At 69.1% G+C, this 25,648-nt stretch carries 25 protein-coding genes; 6 read left to right on the plus strand and 19 right to left on the minus strand.

Going from position 1 to position 25,648, the window contains the following annotated elements; all coding sequences use genetic code 11:
- Window positions 1–3 precede the first annotated feature (3 nt).
- Window positions 4–1,611 (minus strand): MFS transporter, encoded by a 1,608-nt coding sequence (locus NCO8_RS02475; RefSeq protein ID WP_067636032.1) that lies wholly within the window; start codon window positions 1,609–1,611, stop codon window positions 4–6.
- 121 nt (window positions 1,612–1,732) lie between these two features.
- On the opposite strand from NCO8_RS02475, the gene NCO8_RS02480 reads away from it, so the two are divergent.
- The gene (locus tag NCO8_RS02480; RefSeq protein WP_084456404.1) at window positions 1,733–2,518 is read left to right on the plus strand and encodes an META domain-containing protein; all 786 of its coding nucleotides are present in this window, start codon (window positions 1,733–1,735) and stop codon (window positions 2,516–2,518) included.
- Between the two features lie 58 nt (window positions 2,519–2,576).
- Here the strand turns inward: NCO8_RS02480 and tpiA are convergent, their stop codons facing one another.
- The 7 genes from tpiA to uvrC form a co-directional block, all read right to left on the minus strand.
- Entirely contained in the window at window positions 2,577–3,365 is a 789-nt protein-coding gene (tpiA, locus tag NCO8_RS32265; protein WP_067636034.1) for a triose-phosphate isomerase, read from the minus strand.
- Window positions 3,366–3,368: 3 nt separating this feature from the next.
- Entirely contained in the window at window positions 3,369–4,583 is a 1,215-nt protein-coding gene (locus tag NCO8_RS32270) for a phosphoglycerate kinase (protein ID WP_067636036.1), read from the minus strand.
- 5 nt (window positions 4,584–4,588) lie between these two features.
- Entirely contained in the window at window positions 4,589–5,605 is a 1,017-nt protein-coding gene (gene gap, locus NCO8_RS02495) for a type I glyceraldehyde-3-phosphate dehydrogenase (RefSeq protein ID WP_067636038.1), read from the minus strand.
- Window positions 5,606–5,806: 201 nt separating this feature from the next.
- A complete protein-coding gene (gene whiA / locus NCO8_RS02500; protein WP_067493655.1) occupies window positions 5,807–6,790 on the minus strand; it encodes a DNA-binding protein WhiA in 984 nt (327 codons plus the stop codon).
- Complete coding sequence (locus NCO8_RS02505; protein WP_067493653.1) at window positions 6,781–7,845, minus strand: gluconeogenesis factor YvcK family protein; 1,065 nt, start codon at window positions 7,843–7,845, stop codon at window positions 6,781–6,783. Before NCO8_RS02505 ends, whiA begins: the two co-directional genes overlap by 10 nt.
- Window positions 7,842–8,798, minus strand: coding sequence for an RNase adapter RapZ (gene rapZ, locus NCO8_RS02510; RefSeq protein ID WP_084456406.1), 957 nt, complete (start codon window positions 8,796–8,798; stop codon window positions 7,842–7,844). Before rapZ ends, NCO8_RS02505 begins: the two co-directional genes overlap by 4 nt.
- Window positions 8,799–8,904: 106 nt before the next feature.
- Window positions 8,905–10,908: an excinuclease ABC subunit UvrC gene (gene uvrC, locus NCO8_RS02515; protein WP_067636040.1), complete on the minus strand. Its 2,004-nt coding sequence runs from the start codon at window positions 10,906–10,908 to the stop codon at window positions 8,905–8,907.
- Between the two features lie 136 nt (window positions 10,909–11,044).
- On the opposite strand from uvrC, the gene NCO8_RS02520 reads away from it, so the two are divergent.
- Entirely contained in the window at window positions 11,045–11,455 is a 411-nt protein-coding gene (locus NCO8_RS02520; protein WP_067636042.1) for a hypothetical protein, read from the plus strand.
- A 39-nt stretch (window positions 11,456–11,494) separates the two neighbouring features.
- Here the strand turns inward: NCO8_RS02520 and NCO8_RS02525 are convergent, their stop codons facing one another.
- Window positions 11,495–12,184 (minus strand): HAD family hydrolase, encoded by a 690-nt coding sequence (locus NCO8_RS02525; protein ID WP_067636044.1) that lies wholly within the window; start codon window positions 12,182–12,184, stop codon window positions 11,495–11,497.
- Between the two features lie 75 nt (window positions 12,185–12,259).
- Here NCO8_RS02525 and NCO8_RS02530 point away from each other — a divergent pair, with 75 nt between their 5' ends.
- Window positions 12,260–14,209 carry a gamma-glutamyltransferase family protein gene (locus NCO8_RS02530; protein ID WP_067636046.1) on the plus strand — a complete coding sequence of 650 codons (1,950 nt, stop codon included), beginning with the start codon at window positions 12,260–12,262 and terminating at the stop codon, window positions 14,207–14,209.
- 105 nt (window positions 14,210–14,314) lie between these two features.
- Here NCO8_RS02530 and NCO8_RS02535 read toward each other — a convergent pair whose 3' ends face one another.
- From NCO8_RS02535 to NCO8_RS02550, 4 genes are all read right to left on the minus strand, one after another.
- On the minus strand, window positions 14,315–14,773 hold the full coding sequence (locus tag NCO8_RS02535; protein WP_245655209.1) for a PH domain-containing protein: 459 nt from the start codon (window positions 14,771–14,773) through the stop codon (window positions 14,315–14,317).
- On the minus strand, window positions 14,770–15,246 hold the full coding sequence (ribH, locus tag NCO8_RS02540) for a 6,7-dimethyl-8-ribityllumazine synthase (protein WP_067493643.1): 477 nt from the start codon (window positions 15,244–15,246) through the stop codon (window positions 14,770–14,772). The genes NCO8_RS02535 and ribH overlap by 4 nt, the downstream gene beginning before the upstream one ends.
- A 25-nt stretch (window positions 15,247–15,271) precedes the next feature.
- The gene (locus NCO8_RS02545; protein WP_067493641.1) at window positions 15,272–16,516 is read right to left on the minus strand and encodes a bifunctional 3,4-dihydroxy-2-butanone-4-phosphate synthase/GTP cyclohydrolase II; all 1,245 of its coding nucleotides are present in this window, start codon (window positions 16,514–16,516) and stop codon (window positions 15,272–15,274) included.
- Between the two features lie 203 nt (window positions 16,517–16,719).
- On the minus strand, window positions 16,720–17,343 hold the full coding sequence (locus NCO8_RS02550; protein WP_067493640.1) for a riboflavin synthase: 624 nt from the start codon (window positions 17,341–17,343) through the stop codon (window positions 16,720–16,722).
- A 404-nt stretch (window positions 17,344–17,747) separates the two neighbouring features.
- Here NCO8_RS02550 and NCO8_RS02555 point away from each other — a divergent pair, with 404 nt between their 5' ends.
- Window positions 17,748–18,221 (plus strand): hypothetical protein, encoded by a 474-nt coding sequence (locus tag NCO8_RS02555; RefSeq protein ID WP_225280667.1) that lies wholly within the window; start codon window positions 17,748–17,750, stop codon window positions 18,219–18,221.
- A gap of 10 nt (window positions 18,222–18,231) precedes the next feature.
- On the opposite strand, the gene rpe is transcribed toward NCO8_RS02555, so the two are convergent.
- Entirely contained in the window at window positions 18,232–18,888 is a 657-nt protein-coding gene (rpe, locus tag NCO8_RS02560) for a ribulose-phosphate 3-epimerase (RefSeq protein ID WP_067636587.1), read from the minus strand.
- Between the two features lie 96 nt (window positions 18,889–18,984).
- On the opposite strand from rpe, the gene NCO8_RS02565 reads away from it, so the two are divergent.
- Together NCO8_RS02565 and NCO8_RS02570 are read left to right on the plus strand one after the other, a co-directional pair.
- Complete coding sequence (locus NCO8_RS02565) at window positions 18,985–19,407, plus strand: ATP-binding protein (protein ID WP_067493638.1); 423 nt, start codon at window positions 18,985–18,987, stop codon at window positions 19,405–19,407.
- Window positions 19,408–19,490: 83 nt separating this feature from the next.
- Window positions 19,491–20,297: an RNA polymerase sigma factor SigF gene (locus NCO8_RS02570; RefSeq protein ID WP_371851998.1), complete on the plus strand. Its 807-nt coding sequence runs from the start codon at window positions 19,491–19,493 to the stop codon at window positions 20,295–20,297.
- Window positions 20,298–20,324: 27 nt separating this feature from the next.
- On the opposite strand, the gene NCO8_RS02575 is transcribed toward NCO8_RS02570, so the two are convergent.
- The 5 genes from NCO8_RS02575 to NCO8_RS02595 form a co-directional block, all read right to left on the minus strand.
- On the minus strand, window positions 20,325–20,663 hold the full coding sequence (locus NCO8_RS02575) for an MmcQ/YjbR family DNA-binding protein (protein ID WP_067636589.1): 339 nt from the start codon (window positions 20,661–20,663) through the stop codon (window positions 20,325–20,327).
- 328 nt (window positions 20,664–20,991) lie between these two features.
- Window positions 20,992–22,350: an RsmB/NOP family class I SAM-dependent RNA methyltransferase gene (locus tag NCO8_RS02580; RefSeq protein WP_084456544.1), complete on the minus strand. Its 1,359-nt coding sequence runs from the start codon at window positions 22,348–22,350 to the stop codon at window positions 20,992–20,994.
- 698 nt (window positions 22,351–23,048) lie between these two features.
- On the minus strand, window positions 23,049–23,972 hold the full coding sequence (fmt, locus tag NCO8_RS02585; protein ID WP_067636047.1) for a methionyl-tRNA formyltransferase: 924 nt from the start codon (window positions 23,970–23,972) through the stop codon (window positions 23,049–23,051).
- On the minus strand, window positions 23,972–24,511 hold the full coding sequence (def, locus tag NCO8_RS02590; protein ID WP_067636593.1) for a peptide deformylase: 540 nt from the start codon (window positions 24,509–24,511) through the stop codon (window positions 23,972–23,974). Before def ends, fmt begins: the two co-directional genes overlap by 1 nt.
- Window positions 24,512–24,586: 75 nt before the next feature.
- Window positions 24,587–25,603 carry an esterase/lipase family protein gene (locus NCO8_RS02595; protein WP_084456410.1) on the minus strand — a complete coding sequence of 339 codons (1,017 nt, stop codon included), beginning with the start codon at window positions 25,601–25,603 and terminating at the stop codon, window positions 24,587–24,589.
- Between the last annotated feature and the right edge of the window lie 45 nt (window positions 25,604–25,648).

Consider the following 25,648-nt stretch of genomic DNA (forward strand, 5'->3'; position numbering starts at 1 on the left):
GGTCTAACCAGGCTCGACCGCGACCAGATGCGACACGGTCTCGGGCCCCGCCGCGTAGTGCGCCACGGCCTGTTCGATCTCCCGATCACGCGCGGTGAGCCGCACCTGATGCTGATGCATGTGCTCGGCCCACGAGCGCACGACGAACGCCTCGACGAACCGGTCGACGGTCCCGACATCGCGATACAGCCGCCACTCCATCGCCCCCGTGCGCTGCCGCGACCGTCCGACCAGCGCCATCGCGTCGGTGAAGGCCGCTACGTCCTCCGGCGGCACGTCGTAACCGCGCAGCACGAGTACGGGCCCGTCGGCCGGGTCGGGTTCGACGACGAGTTGCGGTTCGGGCCAGTACGCGGCCGGCGAGAGGTCGATCTCCTCGACGTTGTGCCGGATCGGCCACCACACCGTGCTCACCGCGCACGCCCCGAGCAGCACCGCCGCGATCAGCAATGCGGTGACGGCGCCGTAGGCCCCGGCGACCAGACCCCACAGCAGCGAGCCGATGGCCTGCCCGCCCATGAACACCAGCATGTACACCGACAGCCCGCGCGCCCGCACCCAGGCGGGCAGTAGCAGCTGCATGGTCGAGTTCAGTGTCGACATGGCGAGCAACCAGGCCAGCCCGGCGCCGACGAGCAGCACGAGCACCAGCACGACACTGTGCACCAGCGCGGTCGCCACCGCGCCGATCCCGAACAGCACCGCGGCCAGCGCCAACCGCTGGGTCGGCGTGAACAGCACCCGCAACCGCGACAACCCGAGCGCGCCGCACACCGCACCGAGCCCGAGCGCACCGAGCAGCAAGCCGTACCCGTCGGAGGCCAGCCCGAGCCGGTCGTGCGCGATCACCGGAAGCAGCGACCACACCGCGCTGGCGGGCGCGATGAACAGAATGGAGCGGAACAACACCCGCCGGATGGCGGGCGCGGCCCGGATGAACCGGGTGCCCGCCTGCAATGCGGCCAGCGGGCGTTCGCTCGGCAGCGAGCGAACCCGAACCGGCCATTTCGACACCAGCAACACCGCCACGATGCCGACGAACGAGAGCGTGTTGAACCCGAACACCACCGTCGGCCCGGCCACCGAAACCAGCACACCCGCCACGGCGGGCCCGACCGCGCGACCGATGTTCACGCTCATACTGCCCAGCGCCGCCACCGAGGTGATCTGGTCGCGTGGCACGAGTTCGGGCTGGATCGCCTGCCACGCGGGCGCGGTGAGCGCCTGACCGCAGCCGAGCAGGAACAACAGCGTGAGCAGCACCGCGGGCGTGGTGTGGCCGGTCGCGGTGAAGACGGTCAGCGTCAGCGAGGCCACCGCCATGCCTGCCTGCGCACCGATCAGCAACCGGCGCCGATCGAGCAGATCGGCCAGCACCCCGGACGGAATGGACAGCAACATCACCGGCAGCGTGATCGCGGTCTGCACGAACGACACGAGCACCGCGGCGTTGGGTTGATCGACGAGAATCCACTGTGCGCCGACGGTCTGCATCCAGGTGCCCAGATTCGACACGAGCTGCGCGATCCACAACGCCCGGAACACCGGCGACCGCAGCGGAGCCCAGGTCGACACCCGCTCACCCGCCACACCCGTCACATTCCCGAGCATATCCCCGGTCCCCCGGCTGGACGCACGCTCACCACGCTGTGGCCGCATCGGCCGAGAGCCCATCGCCACCAGCGCGTGGTGATCTTGATCTGCTGTCACCGGGCGGACGTACGATGGGCCGATGCCGGGATTCCCGCTCCGCCTCGCCGCTCTGTGTGTGCTCGCCGTCGCGGCAGGCGCCTGTTCGTCCGGTGACTCGGGTGACGCGCCACCGAAGCCGACGCCGATGGGGCACACCTACCTGTCGACGCGGGTGGAGGGCGGGGCGATCCCCGGCGGCGGTCCGATGACGCTCACCTTCGACAACGGGCGGATCACCGCGAACTCCGGGTGCAATACCAGCAGCGGCACCGTCGATTTGAGCGACAACGTGCTGCGCACCTCCCGGCTCGCCGGCACCCTGATGGGCTGTCCCGGCGAACGCGGCCAGGCCGACGCCTGGCAGAACTCGTTCCTCGAGGCGAGCCCCACCTGGCGGCTCGACGGCGACGATCTGACCCTCACCGGCAAGGACGTCACCGTCCACCTCACCGACAAGAAGATCGTCACCCCGGACAAACCGCTGACCGGCACCACCTGGATCGCGACCACCCTGCTTACCCCGGACGCCAAGATCCGCTCGGCCGCGCTCGACGAGGCCCGACCCGCCCTCATGATCACCGCCGACGGCCAGGTCAGCGGCACCGCCGGATGCAATCGGCTGACCGGCACCGCACAGCTCAGCCCCGGCGACGAGGTGAGCTTCGAGGTCGCCACCACGAAGATGATGTGCCCGCCGGAGGTGATGGAGGTCGAACGGCACGTCCTCGGCGTCCTCGACGGTCACACCGAGGCCACCATCGACGCCGACACTCTCACCCTGCGCAACGCCAACGGCACGGGCCTGGAACTGCGCGCCCAGCAGTAGCCGAAAGGGCCGGAACCCGTTTGCACGGATTCCGGCCCTTCGGCACAGCAGGAACAGGTCAGGGCAGCGGACCACCGGCGGCGATCGCGGACAGGGTGGCGAACTCGTCACCCTTGAGCGAGGCACCACCGACGAGCGCGCCGTCGATATCCGGCTGACCGATCAGTTCGCCGATGTTCTTGGCGTTCACCGACCCGCCGTAGAGCACACGGACACCGGCGGCGACCTCCGGGGAGGCCAGCTTCTCCAGCTCGCCGCGGATCGCACCGCACACTTCCTGCGCGTCGGCCGCCGAGGCCACCTTGCCGGTGCCGATGGCCCACACCGGTTCGTAGGCGATGACGACCTTCGAGATCTCCTCGGCCGACAGGCCTTTGAGCGAACCACGCAGCTGCTCGAGGTTGAACTCGACGTGCGTGCCCGCCTCGCGAACACCGAGCCCCTCGCCGATGCAGACGATCGGGGTGAGGTCGTTCTTCAGCGCCTGCTTGGCCTTGGCCAGCACCGTGGCGTCGTCCTCGGTGTGGTACTGGCGCCGCTCCGAATGCCCGACCACCACGAAGGTGCAGCCCAGCTTGGCCAGCATGGACCCGCTGATCTCACCGGTGTAGGCACCCGAATCGTGCACCGACACGTCCTGCGCACCATAGGTGAGCAGCAGCTTGTCGCCGTCGACGATCGACTGCACGCTGCGGATGTCGGTGAACGGCGGGATGACCGCCACGTCGACCTTCGCGAAGTACTTCTCCGGCAGCGCGAACGCCACCTTCTGCACCAGTGCGATGGCCTCGAGGTGGTTGAGGTTCATCTTCCAGTTGCCCGCGATGAGCGGCTTACGTGCTGCCATCGCTCAGCCCTCCAGCACCGAAATACCGGGCAGCTCTTTGCCTTCCAGGTATTCCAGGGACGCGCCACCACCGGTGGAGATGTGCGAGAAGCCGTCGTCGGGCAGGCCGAGGGTGCGCACGGCCGCGGCCGAGTCACCGCCGCCGACAACCGTGAACGCACCCTTGCCGGTGGCGGTCACGATGGCCTCGGCCACACCACGGGTGCCCGCGGCGAACTTCTCGAACTCGAACACGCCCATCGGCCCGTTCCAGAACACCGTCTTTGCCTCGGTGAGCAGCGCGGCGAACCGCGACACCGACTCCGGGCCGATGTCCAGGCCCATCCAGCCGTCGGGGATCTCGGTCGACGCGACGGTCTTGCTGTCGGCGTCGGCGGCGAACTTGTCGGCCGCCACGATGTCGACCGGCAGGTGCAGCACGTCGCCGAAGCGCTCGAGCAGGCTCTTGCAGGTGTCGATCATCTCTTCCTGCAGCAGCGAGCTGCCGACCGAAATACCCTGTGCGGCAAGGAAGGTGAAGCACATGCCGCCGCCGATGACCAGGGTGTCGACCTTGGGGGCCAGCGCCTCGATCACCGCGAGCTTGTCGGAGACCTTCGAACCACCGAGCACCACCGCGTACGGGCGGGCCGGGTCCTGGGTGAGCTTCTGCAGCACCTCGACCTCGGCGGCGACCAGCGTGCCCGCGTAGTGCGGGAGCACGTGGGCCACGTCGTAGACCGAGGCCTGCTTGCGGTGCACCACACCGAAACCGTCGGACACGAACGCGCCGTCGTCGCCGACCAGTTCCACGTACGCGGCAGCCAGCTTGGCCCGCTCGGCGTCGTCCTTGCTGGTCTCGCGCGCGTCGAAACGCACGTTCTCGAGCAGCAGCACGTCGCCGTCGGTGAGGCCCTCCGAGCGCGAGAGCGCGTCGTAGCCGACCACGTCACCGGCCAGCTGGACATTGCGGCCCAGCAGTTCGGCCAGCTTCGCGGCCACAGGGGCCAGCGAGAACTTCGGGTCCGGCTCACCCTTCGGGCGGCCGAGGTGCGCCATCACGACGACCTTGGCGCCCGCTTCGACCAGCGCCTGGATCGTCGGCACCGAGGCGATGATGCGACCCGGGTCGGTGATCCGGCCGTTGTCGTCGAGGGGGACGTTCAGGTCGGAGCGCACGAGCACGCCCCGACCCTCGACACCCTCGGCCAGGAGATCCTGGAGTGTCTTGACCGTCATCGCGTTCAGAGCGACTTGCCGACGAGACCGATGAGGTCGGCGAGGCGGTTGGAGTAGCCCCACTCGTTGTCGTACCAGGACACGACCTTGACCTCGTTGCCGATGACCTTGGTCAGCGGGGCGTCGTAGATCGAGGAGTGCGGGTCGGTGACGATGTCGCTCGACACGATCGGGTCCACGTTGTACTTGAGGATGCCCTTCAGCGGGCCCTCGGCGGCGGCCTTCATCGCGGCGTTGATCTCGTCGATGGTGGCGGACTTGGCCAGCGTGGCGGTCAGGTCGGTGACCGAGCCGGTCGGGACCGGAACGCGCAGCGCGTAACCGTCGAGCTTGCCCTGCAGCTCGGGCAGCACCAGGCCGATGGCCTTGGCCGCACCGGTGCCGGTGGGCACGATGTTCAGGGCCGCGGCGCGGGCGCGACGCAGGTCCTTGTGCGGCGCGTCCTGCAGGTTCTGGTCCTGGGTGTACGCGTGGATGGTGGTCATCAGGCCCTGGACGATGCCGAACTCGTCGTTGAGCACCTTGGCGATGGGGCCGAGGCAGTTCGTGGTGCACGAGGCGTTGGAGATGATGTTCTGGCTGCCGTCGTACTTGTCGTCGTTGACGCCCATCACGATGGTGATGTCCTCGCCGGAGGCCGGCGCGGAGATGATGACCTTCTTGGCACCGGCGGCCAGGTGACCCTTGGCCTTGGCCGAGTCGGTGAAGATACCGGTCGACTCGACGACGATGTCGACGCCCAGGTCGCCCCACGGCAGCGCCGACGGACCTTCCTTGATGGCCAGCGCCTTGATGCGCTGCTCGCCGACGACGATGGTGTCACCGTCGACGGACACGTCCTGCGGCAGGCGACCCAGGATCGAGTCGTACTTCAGGAGCGTCGCAAGAGTGTTGATGTCGGTGAGGTCGTTGACCGCGACGATCTCGATATCGGTCTTGCCGACAGCCTTCAGCGCCTCCACCGCACGGAAGAAGTTACGTCCGATACGACCGAAGCCGTTGATACCTACCCGGACAGTCACGTTATCGCTCCTCAGCTTTCAAGCGGATTCATTCCGACGATGACCACAGTAGTAGCCGACCCAACCCCACCGACAGCCACCTGCGGTTTGTGAGTCGCGCGCCCCTGAGCACCCGGAATGCACAGAGTAAAGGGCATAGCGATCGCACATGACCGCTATGCCCTAAACGTCGGATACGCCACAACCGGGTGGCGTGAATCCTCAGGCGTCGTCGAGAAGTTCGGCCGTCACCGCCGACTCGGTATCGGGGATACCGAGGTCCTTGGCGCGCCGGTCGGCCATCGACAGCAGGCGTCGGATACGGCCCGCGACAGCGTCTTTCGTCATCGGCGGCTCGGCGAGCTGACCCAGTTCCTCGAGCGAGGCCTGCCGGTGCTGCACGCGCAGCTTGCCCGCGGCGGCCAAGTGGTCGGGCACGTCGTCGGCGAGGATCTCGAGCGCGCGCTCCACCCGGGCCGCCGCCGCGACGGCCGCGCGGGCCGAACGGCGCAGGTTGGCGTCGTCGAAGTTGGCCAGCCGGTTGGCCGTCGCACGCACCTCGCGGCGCATGCGGCGCTCCTCCCAGGTGAGCCTGGTGTCCTGGGCGCCCATGCGGGTGAGCAACGCGCCGATCGCCTCGCCGTCGCGCACCACCACCCGGTCGGTGCCGCGCACCTCACGGGCCTTGGCGGTGATCCCGAGCCGACGGGCCGCGCCGACCAGCGCCAGCGCCGCCTCCGGGCCGGGGCAGCTCACCTCGAGCGCGGAGGAGCGCCCCGGCTCGGTGAGCGAGCCGTGGGCGAGAAAAGCACCGCGCCACGCGGCTTCGGCGTCACCGATGCTGCCGCCGACCACCTGGGCGGGCAATCCGCGCACCGGCCTGCCGCGCACGTCGAGCAGCCCGGTCTGGCGGGCCAGCGCCTCGCCCTCCTTGGACACCCGGACCACGTAGCGGGAGGTCTTGCGTAAGCCACCCGCACCGAGCACGTGCACATCGGAGCCGTAGCCGTACAACTCGAAGATCTCGCGGCGCAGCCTGCGGGCGATGGACCCCATGTCCACCTCGGCTTCCACGATCACCCGGCCCCCGACGATGTGCAGACCGCCCGCGAATCGCAGCAATGCCGACAATTCCGCCTTGCGTGAGCTGACCTGCGACACCACGAGCCTGCTCAGCTCGTCCTTCACCTCGGCTGTCATCGCCACGAGACGCGCTCCTTTCCCACCGACCCCGAACGCTCATCTGCAACACTGTGCACATCCGTGGCACTGTGCTGTCTCTCGACTCGAAGCCCAGCCAGTTGCGACCGCGGCGACCGAATCAGCTGATCCAGTGCGGCGGCTAGTTTTCCGGGATGATGCCGATCCGTTCCCGGCTCGGCCACATCGCAGAACGTTACCCGTGCGCGCAACTGTTCGGCGGCTCTTGACACATGTTCCCGCTGCCGCCCCTCGGGCACCGACGCCGAGTCGACGAGCACGTCGTCGACCGCGAAACCCGGTGCGTGCTGGGACAATACATGGAGATGGCGCTCGGCGGAAAAGCCGGCCGTCTCCCCCGGCTCCGCGGCCAGATTCAGCACGAGTACCTTACGCGCCCTGGTGCGGACCAGCGCGTCGCGCAGACCGGGGACGAGCACGTGCGGGATCACACTGGTGAACCACGAACCCGGCCCGAGCACAACGACATCCGCGTGTTCGATCGCCGACACGGCCGCCGGGCCGGCGGGTGGATCCGAGGGAATCAGCCGCACCCGGCGGACCTTACCCGGTGTGGTCGCCACCGCGACCTGACCGCGTACACACCGGCCGACTCGCGGATCCGCTTCCAGCCCCGATACTTCCGCCTCGATGTCGAGCGGGATCGGCGACATCGGCAGCACCCGGCCCGTGATGCGCAGCAGCCTGCCCACCTCGTCGAGCGCCGCGACCGGGTCGCCGAGGATGTCGGTGAGCCCGGCGAGCAGCAGGTTGCCGAGCGAGTGCCCGGCGAGCGCGCCGGATCCGCCGAAGCGGTGCTGCACGGTGGTCGTCCAGATGCCGTCGGCGTCCTCGGCCAGCGCGGCGAGCGCCATCCGCAGGTCACCGGGCGGGAGCATGCCGAGTTCGGCACGCAGGCGTCCGGATGACCCGCCGTCGTCGGCGACCGTGACCACGGCGGTGATCCGTCTGGTCAGCCTGCGCACCGCGGTGAGTGTCGCGTACAGGCCGTGACCACCGCCCAGCGCGACGACGGCTGGGTCGGCTTCCCATCCACTCATTCGCGCCCCAGGTCCCGATGCACCACGCGCACGACGTCGACCGCCGCGGGGCCGGTGTCGGCACCGATGCGTTCGCCGAGCGCCTCGGCGATCGCGACGCTGCGGTGTTTCCCGCCGGTGCACCCCACTGCCACCGTCATGTATCGCTTCCCCTCTTGCCGGTATCCGGTCGTGGTCAGGTCGACCAGGTGGTGGCAGGTGCGCAGGTAGTCCTGCGCGCCCGGCTGCGACAACACATAGTCGCTGACCACCGACTCCTGGCCCGTGTGTTCCCGCAACTCGGGAATCCAATGCGGATTCGGCAGGAAACGCACATCCAACACCGTGTCGGCGTCGAGTGGAACACCGTACTTGAAACCGAAGGACTGCACAGTGAGCTGCAGCGCGGCGGGCACGCCCGCGCCGTACACCTCTTCCAGCTTGCGGTGCAGCTGGTGGATCGACAGCTCGGTGGTGTCGATGACGACATCGGCGGCGGCCTTCACCGCCGACAGGCGCACCCGTTCGGCGGTGATGCCCGCCGAGAGGGTGCCGTCGGGGCTGTCGCTCTGCAGCGGATGCCTGCGCCTGGCGAAGCCGAAACGCCGGATCAGCACGTCGTCGGAGGCCTCGAGGAACAGCACCCGCGTGCGGATGCCCGCCGCGCGCAACTGTTCGGTCACACCGGAGAGGTCACCGGTGAAGAACCGGCTACGCACGTCCATGACCAGCGCGAGCCGCCGGATCGGCGGGTCGGCGGCGGCACCGAGTTCGACCATGCGGCCGATCAGTTCCGGTGGCAGATTGTCGGTGACGTACCAGCCGAGATCCTCCAGGACGCGCGCGGCAGTGCCGCGGCCCGCGCCGGACAAACCGGTAACGATGACCACTTCTACTGGCTGCTGTGTGTCGGTGACTGTCCCGGCGTTGTCCGGTGCCGCCCCCGCCTTGTTGTTCGATTCGACGCTTGTCATGTCCTACCGGATCCGTTTCTGGGTGCCTTTCGATCATCCCGCACCGGTTCGGGTATCGGGCGCAGACACAACGTACGGCACTCGCAATGTTGCGTCTCGCTGATCGCTACGTGCTGTTGAGTGCCTCGAGTACCGCTTTGGCCGTGGAAACGCCGATACCGGGCACCGCGGTGATCTCGTCGACCGTCGCGTCCTTGATCCGCGCGACCGAACCGAAATGGGTGACCAGCGCGGCGCGTCGCGTCTCGCCGAGCCCGCGCACCGAGTCGAGCGCCGATGCCGTCATCCGGCGGGAGCGCTTGCTGCGGTGGAAGTTGATGGCGAAGCGGTGCGCCTCGTCGCGCACACGCTGCAGCAGGAAGAGCGCCTCGCTCGTCCTCGGCATGATGACGGGATCCGGTTCGCCGGGAACCCACACCTCTTCCAGGCGTTTGGCCAGGCCGATCACCGCCACATCGGTGATGCCGAGTTCATCGAGCACCTCCGCGGCGGCGGCGACCTGCGGTGCGCCGCCGTCGACCACGTAGAGGTTGGGTGGGTAGGCGAAGCGGCGCGGTTTGCCGGTCGTCGGATCGATGCCGGGGCGTGAGCCGGGCTCGTCGGTGTCGTCGGCGGCGAGTTCCGCCGGCAGGTCGACGGGCTGCTGGCGTTCGCGCGCCAGCCGGGCGAAGCGGCGACGGGTGACCTCGGCGATGCTGGCGACGTCGTCGGAGCGGCCGCCGCCCGCGGCCTCCTTGATCGCGAAGTGGCGGTACTCGGATTTACGGGCCAGGCCGTCCTCGAACACCACAAGCGAGGCGACCACGTCGGTGCCCTGCACATGGCTGATATCGACGCATTCGATGCGCAGCGGGGCACTGTCGAGTTCGAGTGCGTCCTGAATGTCTTGCAGTGCTTGCGATCTCGACGTGAGGTCGCCCGCGCGCTTGAGCTTGTGCTGGGCCAGCGCCTCACCCGCGTTGCGCTGCACGGTTTCGGCGAGCGCCTTCTTGTCACCGCGCTGCGGGATGCGCAGCGACACCGCCGAACCGCGCAGTTTGCTCAACCACGCCTGGATCTCGGGGGCGTCGGCGGGCAGCACGGGCACGAGCACCTCGCGCGGGACGACGTTCGCCGCCTCGGGTTCCACACTCTGGTCGGCCATGGCGGCCTGTTCGCCGTAGAACTGGGTGAGGAACTGTTCGACGAGGGCGGCCAGTTCGGTGCCGGATTCGGCGATGTCGAGCGCGTCGCCGGATTTGTCGACCACCCAGCCGCGCTGACCGCGCACGCGCCCGTCGCGCACGTGGAAGATCTGCACGGCGGCCTCGAGTTCGTCGGTGGCGAAGGCGATCACATCGGCGTCGGTGCCGGTGCCGAGCACCACCGCCTGCTTCTCGAGTGCCCGGCGCAGGGCCTGCACGTCGTCGCGCAGGCGGGCGGCGGTCTCGAAGTCGAGGTCGTCGGCGGCCTCGTGCATGCGGCGTTCGATGGCGCGGACCATCTTGTCGGTCTTGCCGGACAGGAAGTCGCAGAAGTCGTCGACGATGTGGCGGTGCTCGTCGGCGCTGACCCGGCCGACGCACGGCGCCGAGCACTTGTCGATGTAGCCGAGCAGGCAGGGGCGCCCGATCTGGTTGTGCCGCTTGAAGACTCCGTTGGAACAGGTGCGCGCGGGAAACACCCGCAGCAGCAGGTCGAGAGTTTCGCGGATGGCCCAGGCGTGGGCGTAGGGGCCGAAGTAGCGCACGCCCTTCTTGCGGGCGCCCCGGTAGACGAAAAGCCGCGGATATTCCTCGTTGAGGGTCACCGCGAGCACCGGGTAGGACTTGTCGTCGCGGTAGCGCACATTGAAGCGCGGATCGAATTCCTTGATCCAGTTGTATTCGAGCTGTAGTGCCTCGACCTCGGTGGACACCACGGTCCACTCCACGCTCGCGGCCGTTGTCACCATCTGCCTGGTGCGCGGATGCAGTGACGCCACGTCGGCGAAGTAGGAGTTCAACCGGCTGCGCAGGCTCTTGGCCTTACCGACATAGATCACCCGCCCGTAGGCGTCCCGGAATTTGTACACACCGGGTTCGACGGGAATCGTGCCCGGCGCCGGCCGGTATGTCGCGGGATCTGCCACGTATCCAGGGTAGCGAGGGCTACCGACAATCCCGCCGCCCGTGCTGGGTGGGACGGCCGCGGGCGAACCGTCGGGTCCGGCGCGGGAGGCCGGTGTGTAGCGTTGATGTTCGGCTTGCCGCCGGAAAGGACCCCCGATGACCGACGCCCCCGCCCTGCACCCCTACGACGACCTGGACGACGAGGCGACCCCGTCGTGGCTGATGCCCGCCACGGTGCGCGGCGCGCGCTTGATCGCCCTGGTCTCCGCGGCGGTCGGCGTGGTGCTGATCGTGATCGGCGCCGCACTGGGCAAGCAGAGCCCACTCGGCGTGGTGGTCGGCTACCTCCCGACCTTCGCCCTGGTTCCGCTGGTCGTGCTCTTCGGCCGGGCGGGCGACCGCGTGCGCGTCGCCGCGGTGACCCTGGCGGCCGTCGGCGCACTCACCTCCTGCACCGGCATCCTCACCGGCCTTCCGCCGGGCGCGGTGGGCATCGTCGCCTCGGGCGCCGTCGCCGTCCTGCTGATGCGCCCGTCGGCCAAGACCTGGTTCACCCGCCAGCGCTGAAGGCAGGCCGCTGATCGGCAGCGCGACCGTACCGAACCTCTACTGGGTGGCGATCCCGTGGAGTGCCAGGGCGTCGATGAGCGCGCGTGGACGATCTGCGGTCGGAAGCGGGTCGACGAGGGCGAACCGGGCGCCGAGGGCGGTGGCCCCGCCGTCTGCCTCGGCGCTGTCACCGACCATCAGGACACGGTTCGGGTCGACACCGAGGCGGTCGATCGCGTCCTGGAATATCCGTGCATCGGGTTTGATGGCGCCGACCTCGTAGGAGAGGGTCATCGCGCCGACCAGTGTGTCCCAGCCCCGGGTGGCGAACGCGGGCCGGATGTCGAAGGCGATATTGCTCACCACACCGACGGGGATGCCCTGGGCGGCAAGGGCTTTCAGCACGGTTCCGGTGTCGGGGTACGGCGTCCAGGCCAGCGGGTCGATGAGCCGCCCGTACAGGTCGGCGGCCTGCGCCTCGGGTACACCTGAACCGCGCAGCACCTCGAGATAGGCCTGGCGGTGCAGGGCGGGATCGAGGTCGCGGTTGTCCCAGGCGTGCTGGCCGGGCGGGTCGAAGGTCATGAATTGTTCGACCGGTGCCGTCATGCGCCGCAGGACCTCGGCTTTGGCCGCCACGTCGAACGGGGTGCCGTCGTCGCCGACGAGGACATCGGCCCAGCTCGGGTCGTCCTCCAACCGGAACACCGTGCCGGAGAAATCGAACAGCACCGCATCGATCGCCATGTCAGCCAGGGTAACGCTGCCGCGCCCGGCCGGAAATCCCTGTGCGCGACGACGGTTCGGGGTTACGCTGCCACGATGACGCCAAGGCGACGGACGTGGATCGGGGCCACGACGGCCGCAGTGCTCACGGTGGGGCTGCTGGCCGGTTGTTCGACAGACGACACCGAGGCGGCGGAGTGCACCAGCCCGCCCAACGGCACCCCGATCACGGCGGCGCCCACGACCGCGACGGGCCCGACCACCCAGAATCTGAGCACCAACCCCGAGATCGCCTCGGGTTACCGCAGCGACATGTCACCGGTCCGCACCAGCACCTACGCGGTGTCGACGGCGAACCCCATCGCCACCGAGGCCGCCTGCCGGGTGCTGCGTGCGGGCGGCACCGCCACCGATGCCCTGGTCACCGCCCAGGCGGTGCTCGGTCTGGTGGAACCGCAGGCCTCCGGCATCGGCGGCGGCGCGTTCCTCGTGCACTACGACGCGAAGTCCCGCACGGTGGAGGCCTACGACGGCCGCGAGACCGCACCCGCCGCCGCCACCGAGAACTACCTGCGCTGGGTGAGCGACACCGACCGGACCGAACCGGCGCCGAACACCCGCGCCAGTGGCCGATCGATCGGGGTGCCCGGTGTGGTGCGGATGCTGGAGCTCGCGCACCGCGAGCACGGCATGACCGCCTGGAAGGAACTGTTCGATCCCGCGATCGACCTGGCCGACAGCGGTTTCGAGATCAGCCCGCGGCTGGCGGGCCAGATCGCCGAATCGGCCAAGGATCTCGCGACCGACGAGGGCGCGCGCGCCTACTTCCTGGAACCGGACGGCTCGCCGAAACGCACCGGCACCGTGCTCACCAACCCGGCCTACTCGAAAACCCTGTCGGCCCTGGCCACCGACGGCGCCGAGGCACTCTACAGCGGCCCCATCGCCCAGGACATCGTCGAGGCGGCGGGCAGCACGGCGGGCGGGCGCACACCGAGCCTGCTCACCACCACCGACCTGGCGAACTACGAACCGAAGAAGCGCACCGCGCTGTGCACCGGGTACCGCAAGTACGAACTGTGCGGCATGCCCGCGCCGTCCTCGGGCGGCAGCACCGTGGCGGCAACGATGGGCATCCTCGCCAATTTCGATCTGGCCGCCCTCGGCCCGCAGGACGTGAACCGCAACGGCGGCAAGCCCGATGCCCGCGCCGTGCACCTGATCTCGGAGGCCGAGCGCCTGGCCTACGCCGACCGCAACAAGTACGTCGCCGACCCGGATTTCATTCCGCTGCCGGGCAATTCGGCGCTGTCGCTGGTCCACCCGCAGTACCTGAAGGAACGCTCCACGCTCATCAATCCGGACCGCAGTATGGGTACTGCCCAGCCGGGCAATCTCGGCCCGGTGCCGCTGGGCAACGGCCCGCAGCCGCCCGAGCACGGCACCAGCCACATCTCGGTGGTCGACAAGTACGGCAACGCGGCCGCGATGACGACCACGGTCGAATCGGCCTTCGGTTCGTTCCATTTCGTCGACGGGTTCCTGCTGAACAACCAGCTCACCGACTTCGCCGCCGACCCGCTCGACCCCGACGGCACCCCCGTCGCCAACCGCCTGCAGCCGGGTAAGCGGCCGCGCAGTTCGATGAGCCCGACCCTGGTGTTCGATCGCGACGACAAGGGCAACCGTGGCGAGCTCGCTCTGGTCACCGGCTCCCCCGGCGGCTCGGTGATCATCCAGTTCGTGGTGAAAACCCTTGTCGGAGCGCTCGATTGGGGCCTGGATCCGCAGCAGGCGGTGTCCGGGGTGTCCTTCGGGGCGGGCAATTCGCCGAGCACGGGTATCGGCGGTGAGCATCCGGCGATCGACGCCACCGCCAACGGTGACAACGACCCCCTCGTGCGCAAGCTGCGCGAGATGGGTCATCAGGTGACGGTGGCACCGCAGTCCAGCGGCCTCAGCGCATTGCAGCGCGACGGGAAGGACGGCTGGATCGGTGGGGCCGACCCCCGCCGCGAAGGTGCGGTACTCGGCGACACCCGCTGACCGCGCGACCGCGCTGTGGTGGCGGCATCGGGCGAGAGCCGAACGCCGCCACAGCGTGGTGATCCGGTGTCCAGCTCAGCCCCCGTGAGCTCCGGCGGTGCGAACTCAGGCGGTGTAGCGGGCGCCGAGTTCGCGCAGGCGCTCGATGGCGTCGGCGGCGTAGGTCTTGTCGTTGGACCGGATGGCCAGCATCGGCACGTAATCGTCGTCGACGAGTTCGAGCCGCGCCCACGCCTTGCGGTCGGGGAAGGCGGCGCCGCGGATGACGTCCCACGGGTATTCGCGGTAGCCGAGGATATTGCGCACGGCCACCCCGCGCGCACCGGCACGCACCCGTGGCCGGGTGAGCAGCAGCACCGCTCCCGCGCCGAGAACGCCGATCAGGATCATCGCGACCTGGTCGGCGACCCGGAAGTTCACCCCGGTGGATCCGGTGCGCAGCAGCAACCCGCCCGCGGTGAAGAACGCGAGCACGAGTACCGCGGCCACGACGGCGGTCCGTGTCGCGCGCCGAGGGCGGACCTCGAGCTCCCAGTCCGCGTGCTGTTCCACCGGCACGGTCACGCCGATCGCAGCGCGCGCAGGGTGAGCGCGGCGTCCAGCGCGGCGGCGCAGGCCTGCTCGCCCTTGTCCTCGGCCGAACCGGGCAGGCCGGCACGGTCGCGCGCCTGCTCCTCGGTGTTGGTGGTGAGTACGCCGTTGGTGACCGGGGTCGACTCGTCCAGCGACACCCGGGTGAGACCGGCGGTCACCGCATCACACACGTACTCGAAATGCGGTGTGCCACCACGGATCACGACACCGAGGGCGACGACAGCGTCATGACTGCGCGCCAATTCCTGTGCGACGACGGGCAATTCCATCGCCCCGGCGCAGCGCACGACGGTGACGTGCTCGACCCCGGCCTCCTTCGCGACGCGCTGCGCGTTCGCGACCAGGGTGTCGCAGATCTCGGTGTGCCAGCGCGACGCCACAATGGCGAGCTTGAGGTCGGTGGCCTTGGCCAGCGCGAATTCCGGTACGCCGGTGCCGCTCATCGTCTGATGCTGCCTTTCGGGAGAGTTACTGCGCGGTTTCGCCGAGATCCAGGTCGTCGAGACCGACCAGGTCGTGGCCCATGCGATCGCGCTTGGTCCGCAGATAGTGCAGGTTCTCGGCGTTGGCGCGCAACGGCATCGGCACCCGCTCGGTGATCCGCAGCCCGTACCCGTCGAGACCCACCCGCTTGGCCGGGTTGTTCGTGAGCAGCCGCATCGACCGGATGCCCAGATCCACCAGGATCTGCGCGCCCGTGCCGTAGTCGCGGGCATCGGCGGGCAGGCCGAGGTCGAGGTTGGCGTCGACGGTGTCGCGCCCGGTGTCCTGCAATTGGTAGGCCTGCAGCTTGTGCATCAGGCCGATGCCACGACCCTCGTGCCCACGCATGTACAGCACCACGCCGCGACCCTCTGTGTCGACCATTTCCAGTGCCGCGTCGAGCTGCGGGCCGCAATCGCAGCGCAGCGAACCGAACACGTCACCGGTCAGGCACTCCGAGTGCACGCGGACCAGCACGTCCTCGCCGTCGCCGATGTCGCCGCGCACCAGCGCCACGTGCTCGGCCTCGTCGAAGATGCTCTGGTAGCCGACGGCCTTGAAATCGCCGTGCGCGGTCGGGATGCGCGCTTCGGCGACCCGGACGACGTGCTTCTCGTGCTTGCGCCGCCAGGCGATCATGTCGGCGATCGAGATCATCGCCAGGTCGTGCTCGTCGGCGAACACCCGCAGCTCGTCGGTGCGGGCCATGTGCCCGTCGTCCTTCTGGCTGACGATCTCGCAGATCACGCCCGCCGGCCGCAACCCGGCCATCCGGGCCAGATCCACCGCGGCCTCGGTATGACCGGGCCTGCGCAGCACCCCGCCGTCCTTGGCGCGCAACGGCACCACATGACCCGGACGGGTGAAATCGTCGGCCTTGGCCTCGGCGCTGGCCAGCAGGCGCATGGTGACGGCCCGGTCGGCGCCGGAGATACCGGTGGTGATGCCCTCGCGCGCGTCGACCGACACGGTGTAGGCGGTGCCGTGCTTGTCCTGATTCATCGCGTACGCGGGCGGCAGACCGAGGCGGTCGCAGTCGTCGGCGGTCAACGGCACACAGATGTAGCCGGAGGTGTAGCGGATCATGAACGCGACCAGCTCCGGGGTGGCCTTCTCGGCCGCGAAGATGAGATCGCCCTCGTTCTCACGGTCCTCGTCGTCGATGACGACAACAGCCTTGCCGGCCGCGATATCGGCGATCGCGCGCTCGATGCTGTCCAACCTGGTCACGTCTGCTTGCTCCGTAATATTGGCGGCTGGCGCCGCGGGTTTCTCGGCCCTGGGGGCCTCGATCTTCCCTCCCGGCGGGCACTCCTTCGTCGCACCCTCTGGTCAGTCCAGATCGAGGCGGCCGAGAAACGGCTCCGGGATGGCAATCACTACTACAGTACGGCGTGCGTGGGGGTCTCTCCGAGGCGCCCGACGCGGGTGTGTCAGCCTCGCTGTGCCAGGCGCTCCACGTACTTCGCGATGACGTCGACCTCGAGGTTCACGGTGGTGCCGACCGGCGCGGTGCCGAGCACGGTCAGTGCGAGGGTGGTGGGGATCAGCGAGACCTCGAACCAGTCGCGGTTGCCGTCGGCGGCGGGTTCGTCGTCGATGCCGAGGTTCGACACGGTGAGCGAGACGCCGTCGACGGTGATCGAGCCCTTCTGGACGACGTAGCGGGCGATGGCGTCGGGCAGGGAGATGCGGACCACCTCCCAGTTCTCGGACGGGGTGCGGGCCAGCACGGTGCCGGTTCCGTCGACGTGGCCCTGGACCAGATGTCCGCCGAGGCGGCTGTTGATCGCGGCGGCGCGTTCGAGGTTCACCCGGGAGCCGGGCACGAGGGCGCCGATGCTCGACCGGTCGAGGGTCTCGGCCATCACGTCGACGGTGAAGCTGTCGCCGTCGAGCACATCGACGACGGTGAGACACACGCCGTTCACCGCGATCGAATCGCCGTGTCCGGCATCGGAAGTCACCAGCTTGCCGCGGATCGTCAACCGGGCGGCGTCGGCCAGCTGCTCGGTGGCCACGACCTCGCCGAGCTCCTCGACGATCCCTGTGAACATGTCTGACTCCCTTGTCGCGTCATCCGTACCCGTTGGGCCCAACAGCGGGTAGACGACCGCTATTCCCGCTCGACGCACAGCCTAGTGGCGGCCCAGGTGAGGGTGGAATCCGACCGCGCGCTGAGCGGGAGGCCGCAAAACCCGCACGGCGCCGGAAAATCCTGGGAAAAGAATCCGGACATAAAGAATCCGCGCCGAAATAAAATGCGGCGGCAATCCTTCGTTCGGTTTTCTCCGTGTGCCGGTGCAATAAAATTTCCGGCCACGACCACGCCGCTTTGTACCCCGAGCCCCGAAAGAAGAAACACGGAGATCCACGGACTTGCCACGCCCTCGCCACTGACGCAATATTGTTACGTCAACGATTCCCGACGTTCAACGATGCGATACCGGGAGACAACACTGTGAGCTACCCACTGCTCGATTCCACGCTGGAAAGTCGCTGCGTCCATTACCGGCGGGAGCTACACCTGCCCGCGACGGTCGACCCCGACTCCCGGCGCATCCTCCTGCAGATCGGCACCCACTACGGTGCGGTGACCATGCCGGGCGACCTGGGCGAGCGGGTCCAGGCGCAGTTGCGTGCCGACGGTATCGCCGGACCGGTCGTCGACCATCCGCGCGCCCATTGCTGGACCTTCCTCACCGGCCCCTGCCACCTCGACACCCTCACGCCGACAGCCGAAGCCGAACTGTTCCGCCTCTACGCGAGCGTCGCGTGCGCGGGCAGCCACATCGTGCTGCCCTCCCCGGACGACGAACGCACCGGCTACCGCACCTGGGTGCGCGCACCGGAGGCGGCCGACAACCGGCCACCGCTCGAGGCCGTGATCGAGACAGCGCGGGCGCTGGGCAGCCACGCCCTGCACCCGCACTGACCGAACCGGGTCACGGCAACCAGGCGGCGGTTGCCAGACTGCGCAGATTCTGGACGGCCGCCCCGGGATCGGCGGTGTTGTAGACCGCCGACCCGGCCACGAAACAATCGATGCCGGCCGCGGCGGCCTGCTCGATGGTGTCGGTATTGATGCCACCGTCGATTTCGACGATCAGCTGCAATTCGCCCGCGTCCACGAGATTGCGCACGATCCGCGCCTTCTCCAGCACCTCGGGAATGAACGACTGACCGCCGAAACCTGGTTCCACGCTCATCACGAGCAGGGTGTCGAATTCGCGCAGAATCTCGAGATACGGCTCGATCGGCGTGTTCGGCTTCACCGACAGACCAGCTTTGGCACCCGCGGCGCGGATATCGCGAGCCACGGCGATCGGGTCGTTGGTGGCCTCGGCGTGGAAGGTGACGTTGTAGGCGCCCGCCTCGGCGTAGCCGGGCGCCCAGCGGCCCGGATCCTCGATCATCAGGTGGCAGTCGAACGGGATGTCGGTGGCCTTGAGCAGGCTCTGCACCACCGGCAGGCCGAGTGTGAGGTTCGGCACGAAGTGGGCGTCCATCACGTCCACATGCAGCCAGTCGGAACCTTCGACAGCGGCGGCCTCGGCGGCCAGGTTCGCGAAGTCCGCGGACAGGATGGACGGGGCGATCATCGGCTCGGCCGGGCGGTGGAACGTCGGTGTGGACACAGCGCGCAAGTGTAGCGACCGCGTGGTGATCGGCGCCCGGTTGTGGGTAGCCTACAGAGCGTGACCAACATTTCGGCGGAACAAGAGCTGTTCAGCGATCCGGTGCAGATTCGCGTGGCAGCGTCGGTGACCCAGCTGCCGATCCTGCGAGGATTGGCCGAAACACTGGTCCTGCTCAGCGATTTCACCCTCGACGAGGTGGCCGACGTGCGCCTGGCGGTCGACGAGGTGTGCTCCACACTCATCGCGATCGCCGCGCCCGGCTCGCAGCTCACCTGCGAGTTCGTCGTCGGTGACACCGAACTCGTCGTGCGGGTGGAGGGTGTCGCGGCCGCGGAGGGCCTGCCCGACCAGCGCAGCTTCGGCTGGCATGTCCTGCGCACGCTGAGCGACGAGGTGAACGCCGACCAGCAAGGATTCGACGCCGCCAGGTCCGGGTATCCGACGAGTGTCCGTATCCGTCGGGTCCGGGGGAAGGCGTAGTGCACGGCGAAACCAACGAAGAGCACAAGCCCGATCCGGAAATTCTCGAACAGCCCGCCGAAGCCGTGCTCGACGAGCCGGTCATCGAGGAGCAGGTCGTCGAGGAGCAGCTGACCGAACCCGCGCCCGCCGCGCCCTCCGGGTACGACGATGTGAGCGCGCTGTTCGAACGGCTCGCGGCGACCGAACCCGGCAGTGCCGCGCACGCCGTGGCCCGGGACGCGCTGATCAACCGCTGCATCCCGCTGGCCGACCACATCGCCCGCAAGTTCAGCGGCCGCGGTGAGCCGTTCGACGATCTGTCGCAGGTGGCACGGGTCGGCCTGGTGCACGCGGTCGACCGGTTCGATCTGAGCCGTGGCTCGAACTTCCTGTCCTTCGCGGTGCCGACGATCATGGGTGAGGTGCGGCGGTACTTCCGCGACAACACCTGGGCCATGCGGGTGCCGCGCCGGGTGAAGGAAACCCACCTGCGTATCGGTGCGGCCGTGGACCAGCTCTCACAGCGGTTGGGTCGTTCGCCGACGGCCAAGGAGATCGCGGCCGAACTCGATGTCGACCCCGACGAGGTGACCCAGGCGGTCATCGCGGGCAACGCCTACCAGCCCACCTCGATCGATGCCGCCTCGGTCGGTCGTGACAGCGACGCCTCGCTCCTCGACACCCTCGGCGAGGAGGAGTCGCAGTTCGACCGGGTCGAGGAGTACATCGCGGTTCGCCCGCTGCTGGCGGGTCTGCCCGAACGGGAGCGGCGGATCCTCACGATGCGCTTCTTCGAGTCGATGACCCAGACCCAGATCGCGAATCAGCTCGGCATCTCACAGATGCACGTCTCACGCATCCTCGCGAAAACCCTTGCGCGCCTGCGTGATCTGTCCGAGCGGGACTGAATCCGCCACGGGGACAACGGTGTCCCCCTACGCGCGTTCGCGCCGCAGTTTCGCAGGCGCGCGCAACCACCACGCGCTATCGATCAGCTCGGCGAGCTGTTGCCGGTCGACCACCTCCAGATCGATGAGCACATACGGGTGCCCGTCGTAGTGCGGCGTCGTATAGAACGCCGGATCCCCCGAGGCGAGTAGCGCCTCCTTCTCCGACGGCTCACACAAGAGCACCAGCCCGCCCTCGGCCTCCGAGCGCAGCCGCGCGAAACTCTTCCCGCCGACCGACAGCCCCGGACTGCGCCACCACGTCCCCTCCGCCACCCCCGGCAGCGCGGTCGCGATCTCCACCACCTGTTCCCACGTCATCGCCATAGGAGAATTCTCCCCCGCGAGACACGCCACGCCTTGGACGAATGTCACCGCTTGCTGTCGAGACGCGGTGGGTCCGAATCGGGCATACGCCCCCCGTCACACAGCCACGGCCTGCCGCGATCTCCTTCGGCGACACATCTGAGACGTAAGGTTGCGAAACGCGGTGGGCGCGTCCACTCCTTCGCGCCGTCACCCGAGCGAGCATCAACGCCCAGGTTGTGCGACCTGGACTCGAACAGCGGCGGCGCCAGCACGTGGGCGAGCCACCCGGCCGATGCTGTGGCGGTGCGGTGGACTCGGATCGCACCGCCTCAGCGCGTGATCGGGCCTACTTCTTGCGCAGGGCCGACAGGAACATCGCGTCGGTGCCGTGGCGGTGGGGCCAGAGTTGGGCCGAGGGGCCTTCGCCGAGGTCGGTGACGCCGGGCAGCAGCTCGCGGGTGTCGAGTTGTTCGGCGCCGGTGCGGCGGACGAAATCGGCGACCACCGCGAGGGTTTCGGACAGATGCGGGGAGCAGGTGGAGTACACGACCACGCCGCCGGGGCGTAGGAGATCCCATGCGGCGGTGAGGAGTTCGCGTTGCAGAGTGACCAGTTCCGGGACGTCGGCGGGGGTGCGACGCCAGCGCGACTCGGGGCGGCGGCGAAGTGCGCCCAGGCCCGTGCAGGGAGCGTCGACCAGGATGCGGTCGTAGCCGGGTTCCAGACCGGTGTCGCGGCCGTCCTGCACGTGCACCGTGACGGGCAGGTCGCGGGTGGACTTGCGGACCAGTTCGGCGCGGTGCTCCGACGGCTCCACCGCATCGACGGTGAACAGGTCGATCGCGGCGAGCGCGCCGAGCAGCGCCGCCTTACCGCCGGGACCAGCGCACAGGTCGAGCCAGCGACCCTGGTCGGGGCCCTCGAGCGGTGCCCGGCTCAGGGCCAGCGCGACGAGCTGAGAACCTTCGTCTTGCACCGCGGCGATTCCCTCGCGCACCGGTTCGAGCTGACCGGGATCACCGCCGTCGAGGTACACCGCGTACGGCGACCAGCGACCTTCTTCGCCACCGGTGACCAGCGCCAATTCCTCGGACGTGATCTCACCGGGACGCGCGACCAGGTGCACCACCGGACGTTCGTCGTCGGCGGCCAGCAGGTCGGACAGTTCACCCGCCTGCGCACCGAGCGCGTCGGCGAAGGACTGGGCGATCCAGGTGGGGTGTGCATATTCGAAGGCGAGCTTGCCGACCGGATCGGCCGGTGCCAGCTCGGTAACCCACTGCTCGGCGGTCTTCTCCCCCGCCCGGCGCAGCACCGCGTTCACGAAACCGGCACGGCCCTGGCCGAATTCGGCACGGGCCAGATCGACGGAGGTGTCGACGGCGGCATGCGCGCTGGTCCGCGTGCGCAGCAGCTGGTAGACGCCGAGGCGGAGGATGTCGAGGATCGGCCCGTCGATCTCACCGACCGGACGACCCGCGCACGCCGCGATCACGGCATCGAGCTGCCCCTGCGACCGGCACGCACCATAGGTGAGCTCGGTCGCGAACGCGGCATCACGTCCGCTGATCTTGCGCTCCCGCAACAACTTCGGCAGTACGAGGTTGGCGTAGGCGTCACGCTCGCGCACCGCCCGCAACACGTCGAGGGCCACCTCCCGCGCCACGTCCACCGGCTCACCCCGCCGCTTGCGCGGACTCGGCACACTCGGATCCGGCCGATCGGCCCGCTGCCGCTCACTCCGCTGCCCGGCCGTCTTGCCACCACCCTGACCCTGCCGTGCGCCACCGGTCCGGTCGCTTCGCTTCCCACCCTGTGGTACGCGCGAATCGCTGAAACGGCCGCCGTCGCCGCCCCCCGCGGCTGCCTGCCCACCCCGAGCTCCACGCGAATCCCCTTCGCGCCCACTACCGGAACGGCTCGCATCGCCGAAACGCTCAGCTCCGGCGACCGAACCACGCCGTTCCGCACCGCCGTCTCCCCGCCGCCCGGATCGGTCGGCGGCGTCGGAGCGACCGAAGTCCTTGTCGCGGCCCCGCGGGCGATCATCTACACCACGTGGACCCGCATCATGCGGCCCACGCTCGCCCCGCGAGGCGCGGGACGCGTCATAGCCACGGTCGTCGCGGGCAGCGCCGGAGTCCCGACCGCGCCCGGCAGCCGGGCGGCGGGTGTCGTCGCCGCGCTCAGGGCCGCGGCGGTTGTAGTCCCACCCTCGGGCGTCGCTGTCGCCACGACGCGGGCGACGGTCATCCTCGGCACGGGCAGCCTTGTTGTCACGGCCCTTGGCGGCGCGGGCGGCCCAGCCGCCGTCGACGTTCTTGCCGGTGATCTTGCGATCGTCGCGGGGTGCGGCGCCGCTGCGCTGGTCGGCCTCGCGCCGACGCCTGCGGTCGGAGGCACTCATCCGATCACCGTGCCCGGTGCGAGACGGGCGCCGCGCGCCCAGTCGAGGGCGTTCATCATCTTCTTGCCGGGTGGTTGGACCTGGCCGAGGCGGACCGCGGTGGTCGACGTGCCGACGAAGACGCCGGATTTGCGCACCTCGATCTCGCTTTCGGGCAAGGTTTCCTCCACCAGCTCCACCGGGCCGAGTTTGAGGCGCAGCCCGTTCACCTCGGTCCACGCGCCGGGCGCCGGGGTGACGGCGCGGATGTGGCGGTGGATCGCCAGGGCGGGCTCGTCGAACCGGATGCGGCTCGCTTCGACGGTCACCTTCGGGGCGTAGGACACGCCGTCGTTGGATTGCGGAATCGCTTGCAGCGTCCCGTCTTCGACACCGTCCATGGTCTTCTCGAGCAGCACCGCGCCTGCCTCGGCGAGCCGCGCGAGCAGCTCACCCGAGGTGTCGGTGTGGCCGATCTTCTCGGTCATCACGCCGTAGACGGGCCCGGTGTCGAGGCCTGCCTCGATCTGGAAAGTGCTGGCACCGGTGATCTCGTCACCGGCGAGGATGGCGGCCTGCACGGGCGCCGCGCCGCGCCACGCGGGCAGCAGCGAGAAGTGCAGGTTGATCCAGCCGTGCGCGGGAATGTCGAGGATCTGCTGGGGCAGCAGGGCACCGTAGGCCACCACCGGACAGCAGTCCGGGGCGAGCGCGGTGAGCGCCTCGACGAACTCCGGTTCCGACGGCTTGCCCGGGGTGAGCACCGGGATGCCGTGTTCGTCGGCCAGCCGACCGACCGGTGAGCGCATGATCTTGCGCCCGCGACCGGCGACCGCGTCGGGCCGGGTGACCACCGCGACCACCTCGTGGCGTTCACTGTCGAGCAGCCGCCGCAGCGAGGGAACGGCCGGTTCGGGGGTGCCCGCGAAGACGAGACGCATCAGCGGCCACCGCCGACACCGCTGGACTCACGCACGGTGACACCGGCACGGAACCAGTCGGATTCGCGGATGGTCCGCATCGCTTCCTTGCGGTCGGCCGGCTCGAGCCGGTTCACGAACAGCACACCGTCGAGGTGGTCGTGCTCGTGCTGCACGCACCGGGCGAGCAGCCCGTCGGCATCGAATTCGACCGGCGCACCGGTCTTGTCGACGCCGGTGACGCGCACCCGCAGCGCCCGGCGCACGTCGTAGCGCACGCCGGGGATCGACAGGCAGCCCTCCGGCCCGACCTGCTCTTCCTCGCCGATCGCGGTCCACTCCGGGTTCACCACGTGCCCGGCGGCGTCGCCGGTGTCGTAGACGAACACCCGCAGCCCCACGCCGATCTGCGGCGCCGCCATCCCGACGCCGCCGTCGTCGTGCATGGTCTCGGTGAGATCGGTGACGAGCTGCGCGAGCTCGGCGCCGAACTCGGTGACCTCGTCGGCACGCGAGCGCAGGATGGGATCGCCGAACAGGCGAACGGGCTGAATGGTCACGGCGGCTCCCGACTGGACGATGTGCGGTCGTCCCATTCTAGAGACCCGCCGGGGTGGTTCCGACCGGCGCGGCCGTCAGGAGTTGCCTGCGATGATGACCTGCGGGATACCCGTCCCCAGCGGCACCGGCGTGCAGACCGGCGCGGGCCGGGTCGGATCGAGCACCCGCAGCAGCAGTTGCTGCACGAACGGGTCGTAGACGAGGTTGAAATGCCCGGTCAGGTCGTCGGGGCACAGGTCCTGGAGGACGAGGTTCTCCGCGCCCGGCCCGCGTAGGGCGATGTTCTCGAACGGCTGGATCATCTCGTCGACTCGGCTGCCGACAGTGACGTAACGGACACCGGGCACGGTGTCGCCGCCTGCGTTCAGTTCCACCATGATCGGCTCGCCCTGCGCCTGCTGGACGGCGGCGGTGGAGGTCACCTTCGCGTACACGTCCATCATGCCCGGCACCGCCTGACCGACCGGAACGAGGCCGTACATGACGCCGCCGTAGCTCGGGGAGGCGAGCCCCACCCAGGTGTTCACCACCTCGGCGCCGCCGAGCTTGTTGACGTAGTACCGGCTGACATTGGCCCCCTGCGAGAAACCGACGAGATCGACCTCGGCCGCCCCGGTCGCGGCGCGCACCTGCTCGACGAAGGCGGCGAGCTGGGCGAAGCTCACGCGCATGTCCTCGGTGCCGTAGGTGTCGGCGCCGGGCGCACCACCGTAGTTCAGCGCGAACACGCAGAAGCCTGCCGCCACGAGTTGCGGGCCGATACCCGACCAGTCGGAGTAGGCACTCGAATCGGTACCGTGGACGAGCACGACCGGGCGCGGGTGCTCGGCACTCGGCTCACAGCCGAAGTTGTTGACGCCCAGGGGAACCGCGTCGGGATGGTCGCTGATGTAGCGGGCAGCGGCCAGGTGGTCGGACTGTGCCGGACCCGGCTGGCTCGGGACGATTGCCGGGCGGTAGCCCGGCGGTTCAGCGGTGGCGACCGGGGCGAGTGCCACCCCGATCACCGCCGCGCAGGCGAGCGCCGTCCGCGACGCCGCCCTTCCCCATTGTGATGATCCCCAACCCCACAGACCTCGCGGTTGTTCCATACCCCAATGATTTACTCCATTGCCTGGGCAAACGCACCTCGAAAG

Source organism: Nocardia coubleae NBRC 108252 (assembly GCF_001612805.1).
GTDB classification, from domain to species: Bacteria; Actinomycetota; Actinomycetes; order Mycobacteriales; family Mycobacteriaceae; genus Nocardia; species Nocardia coubleae.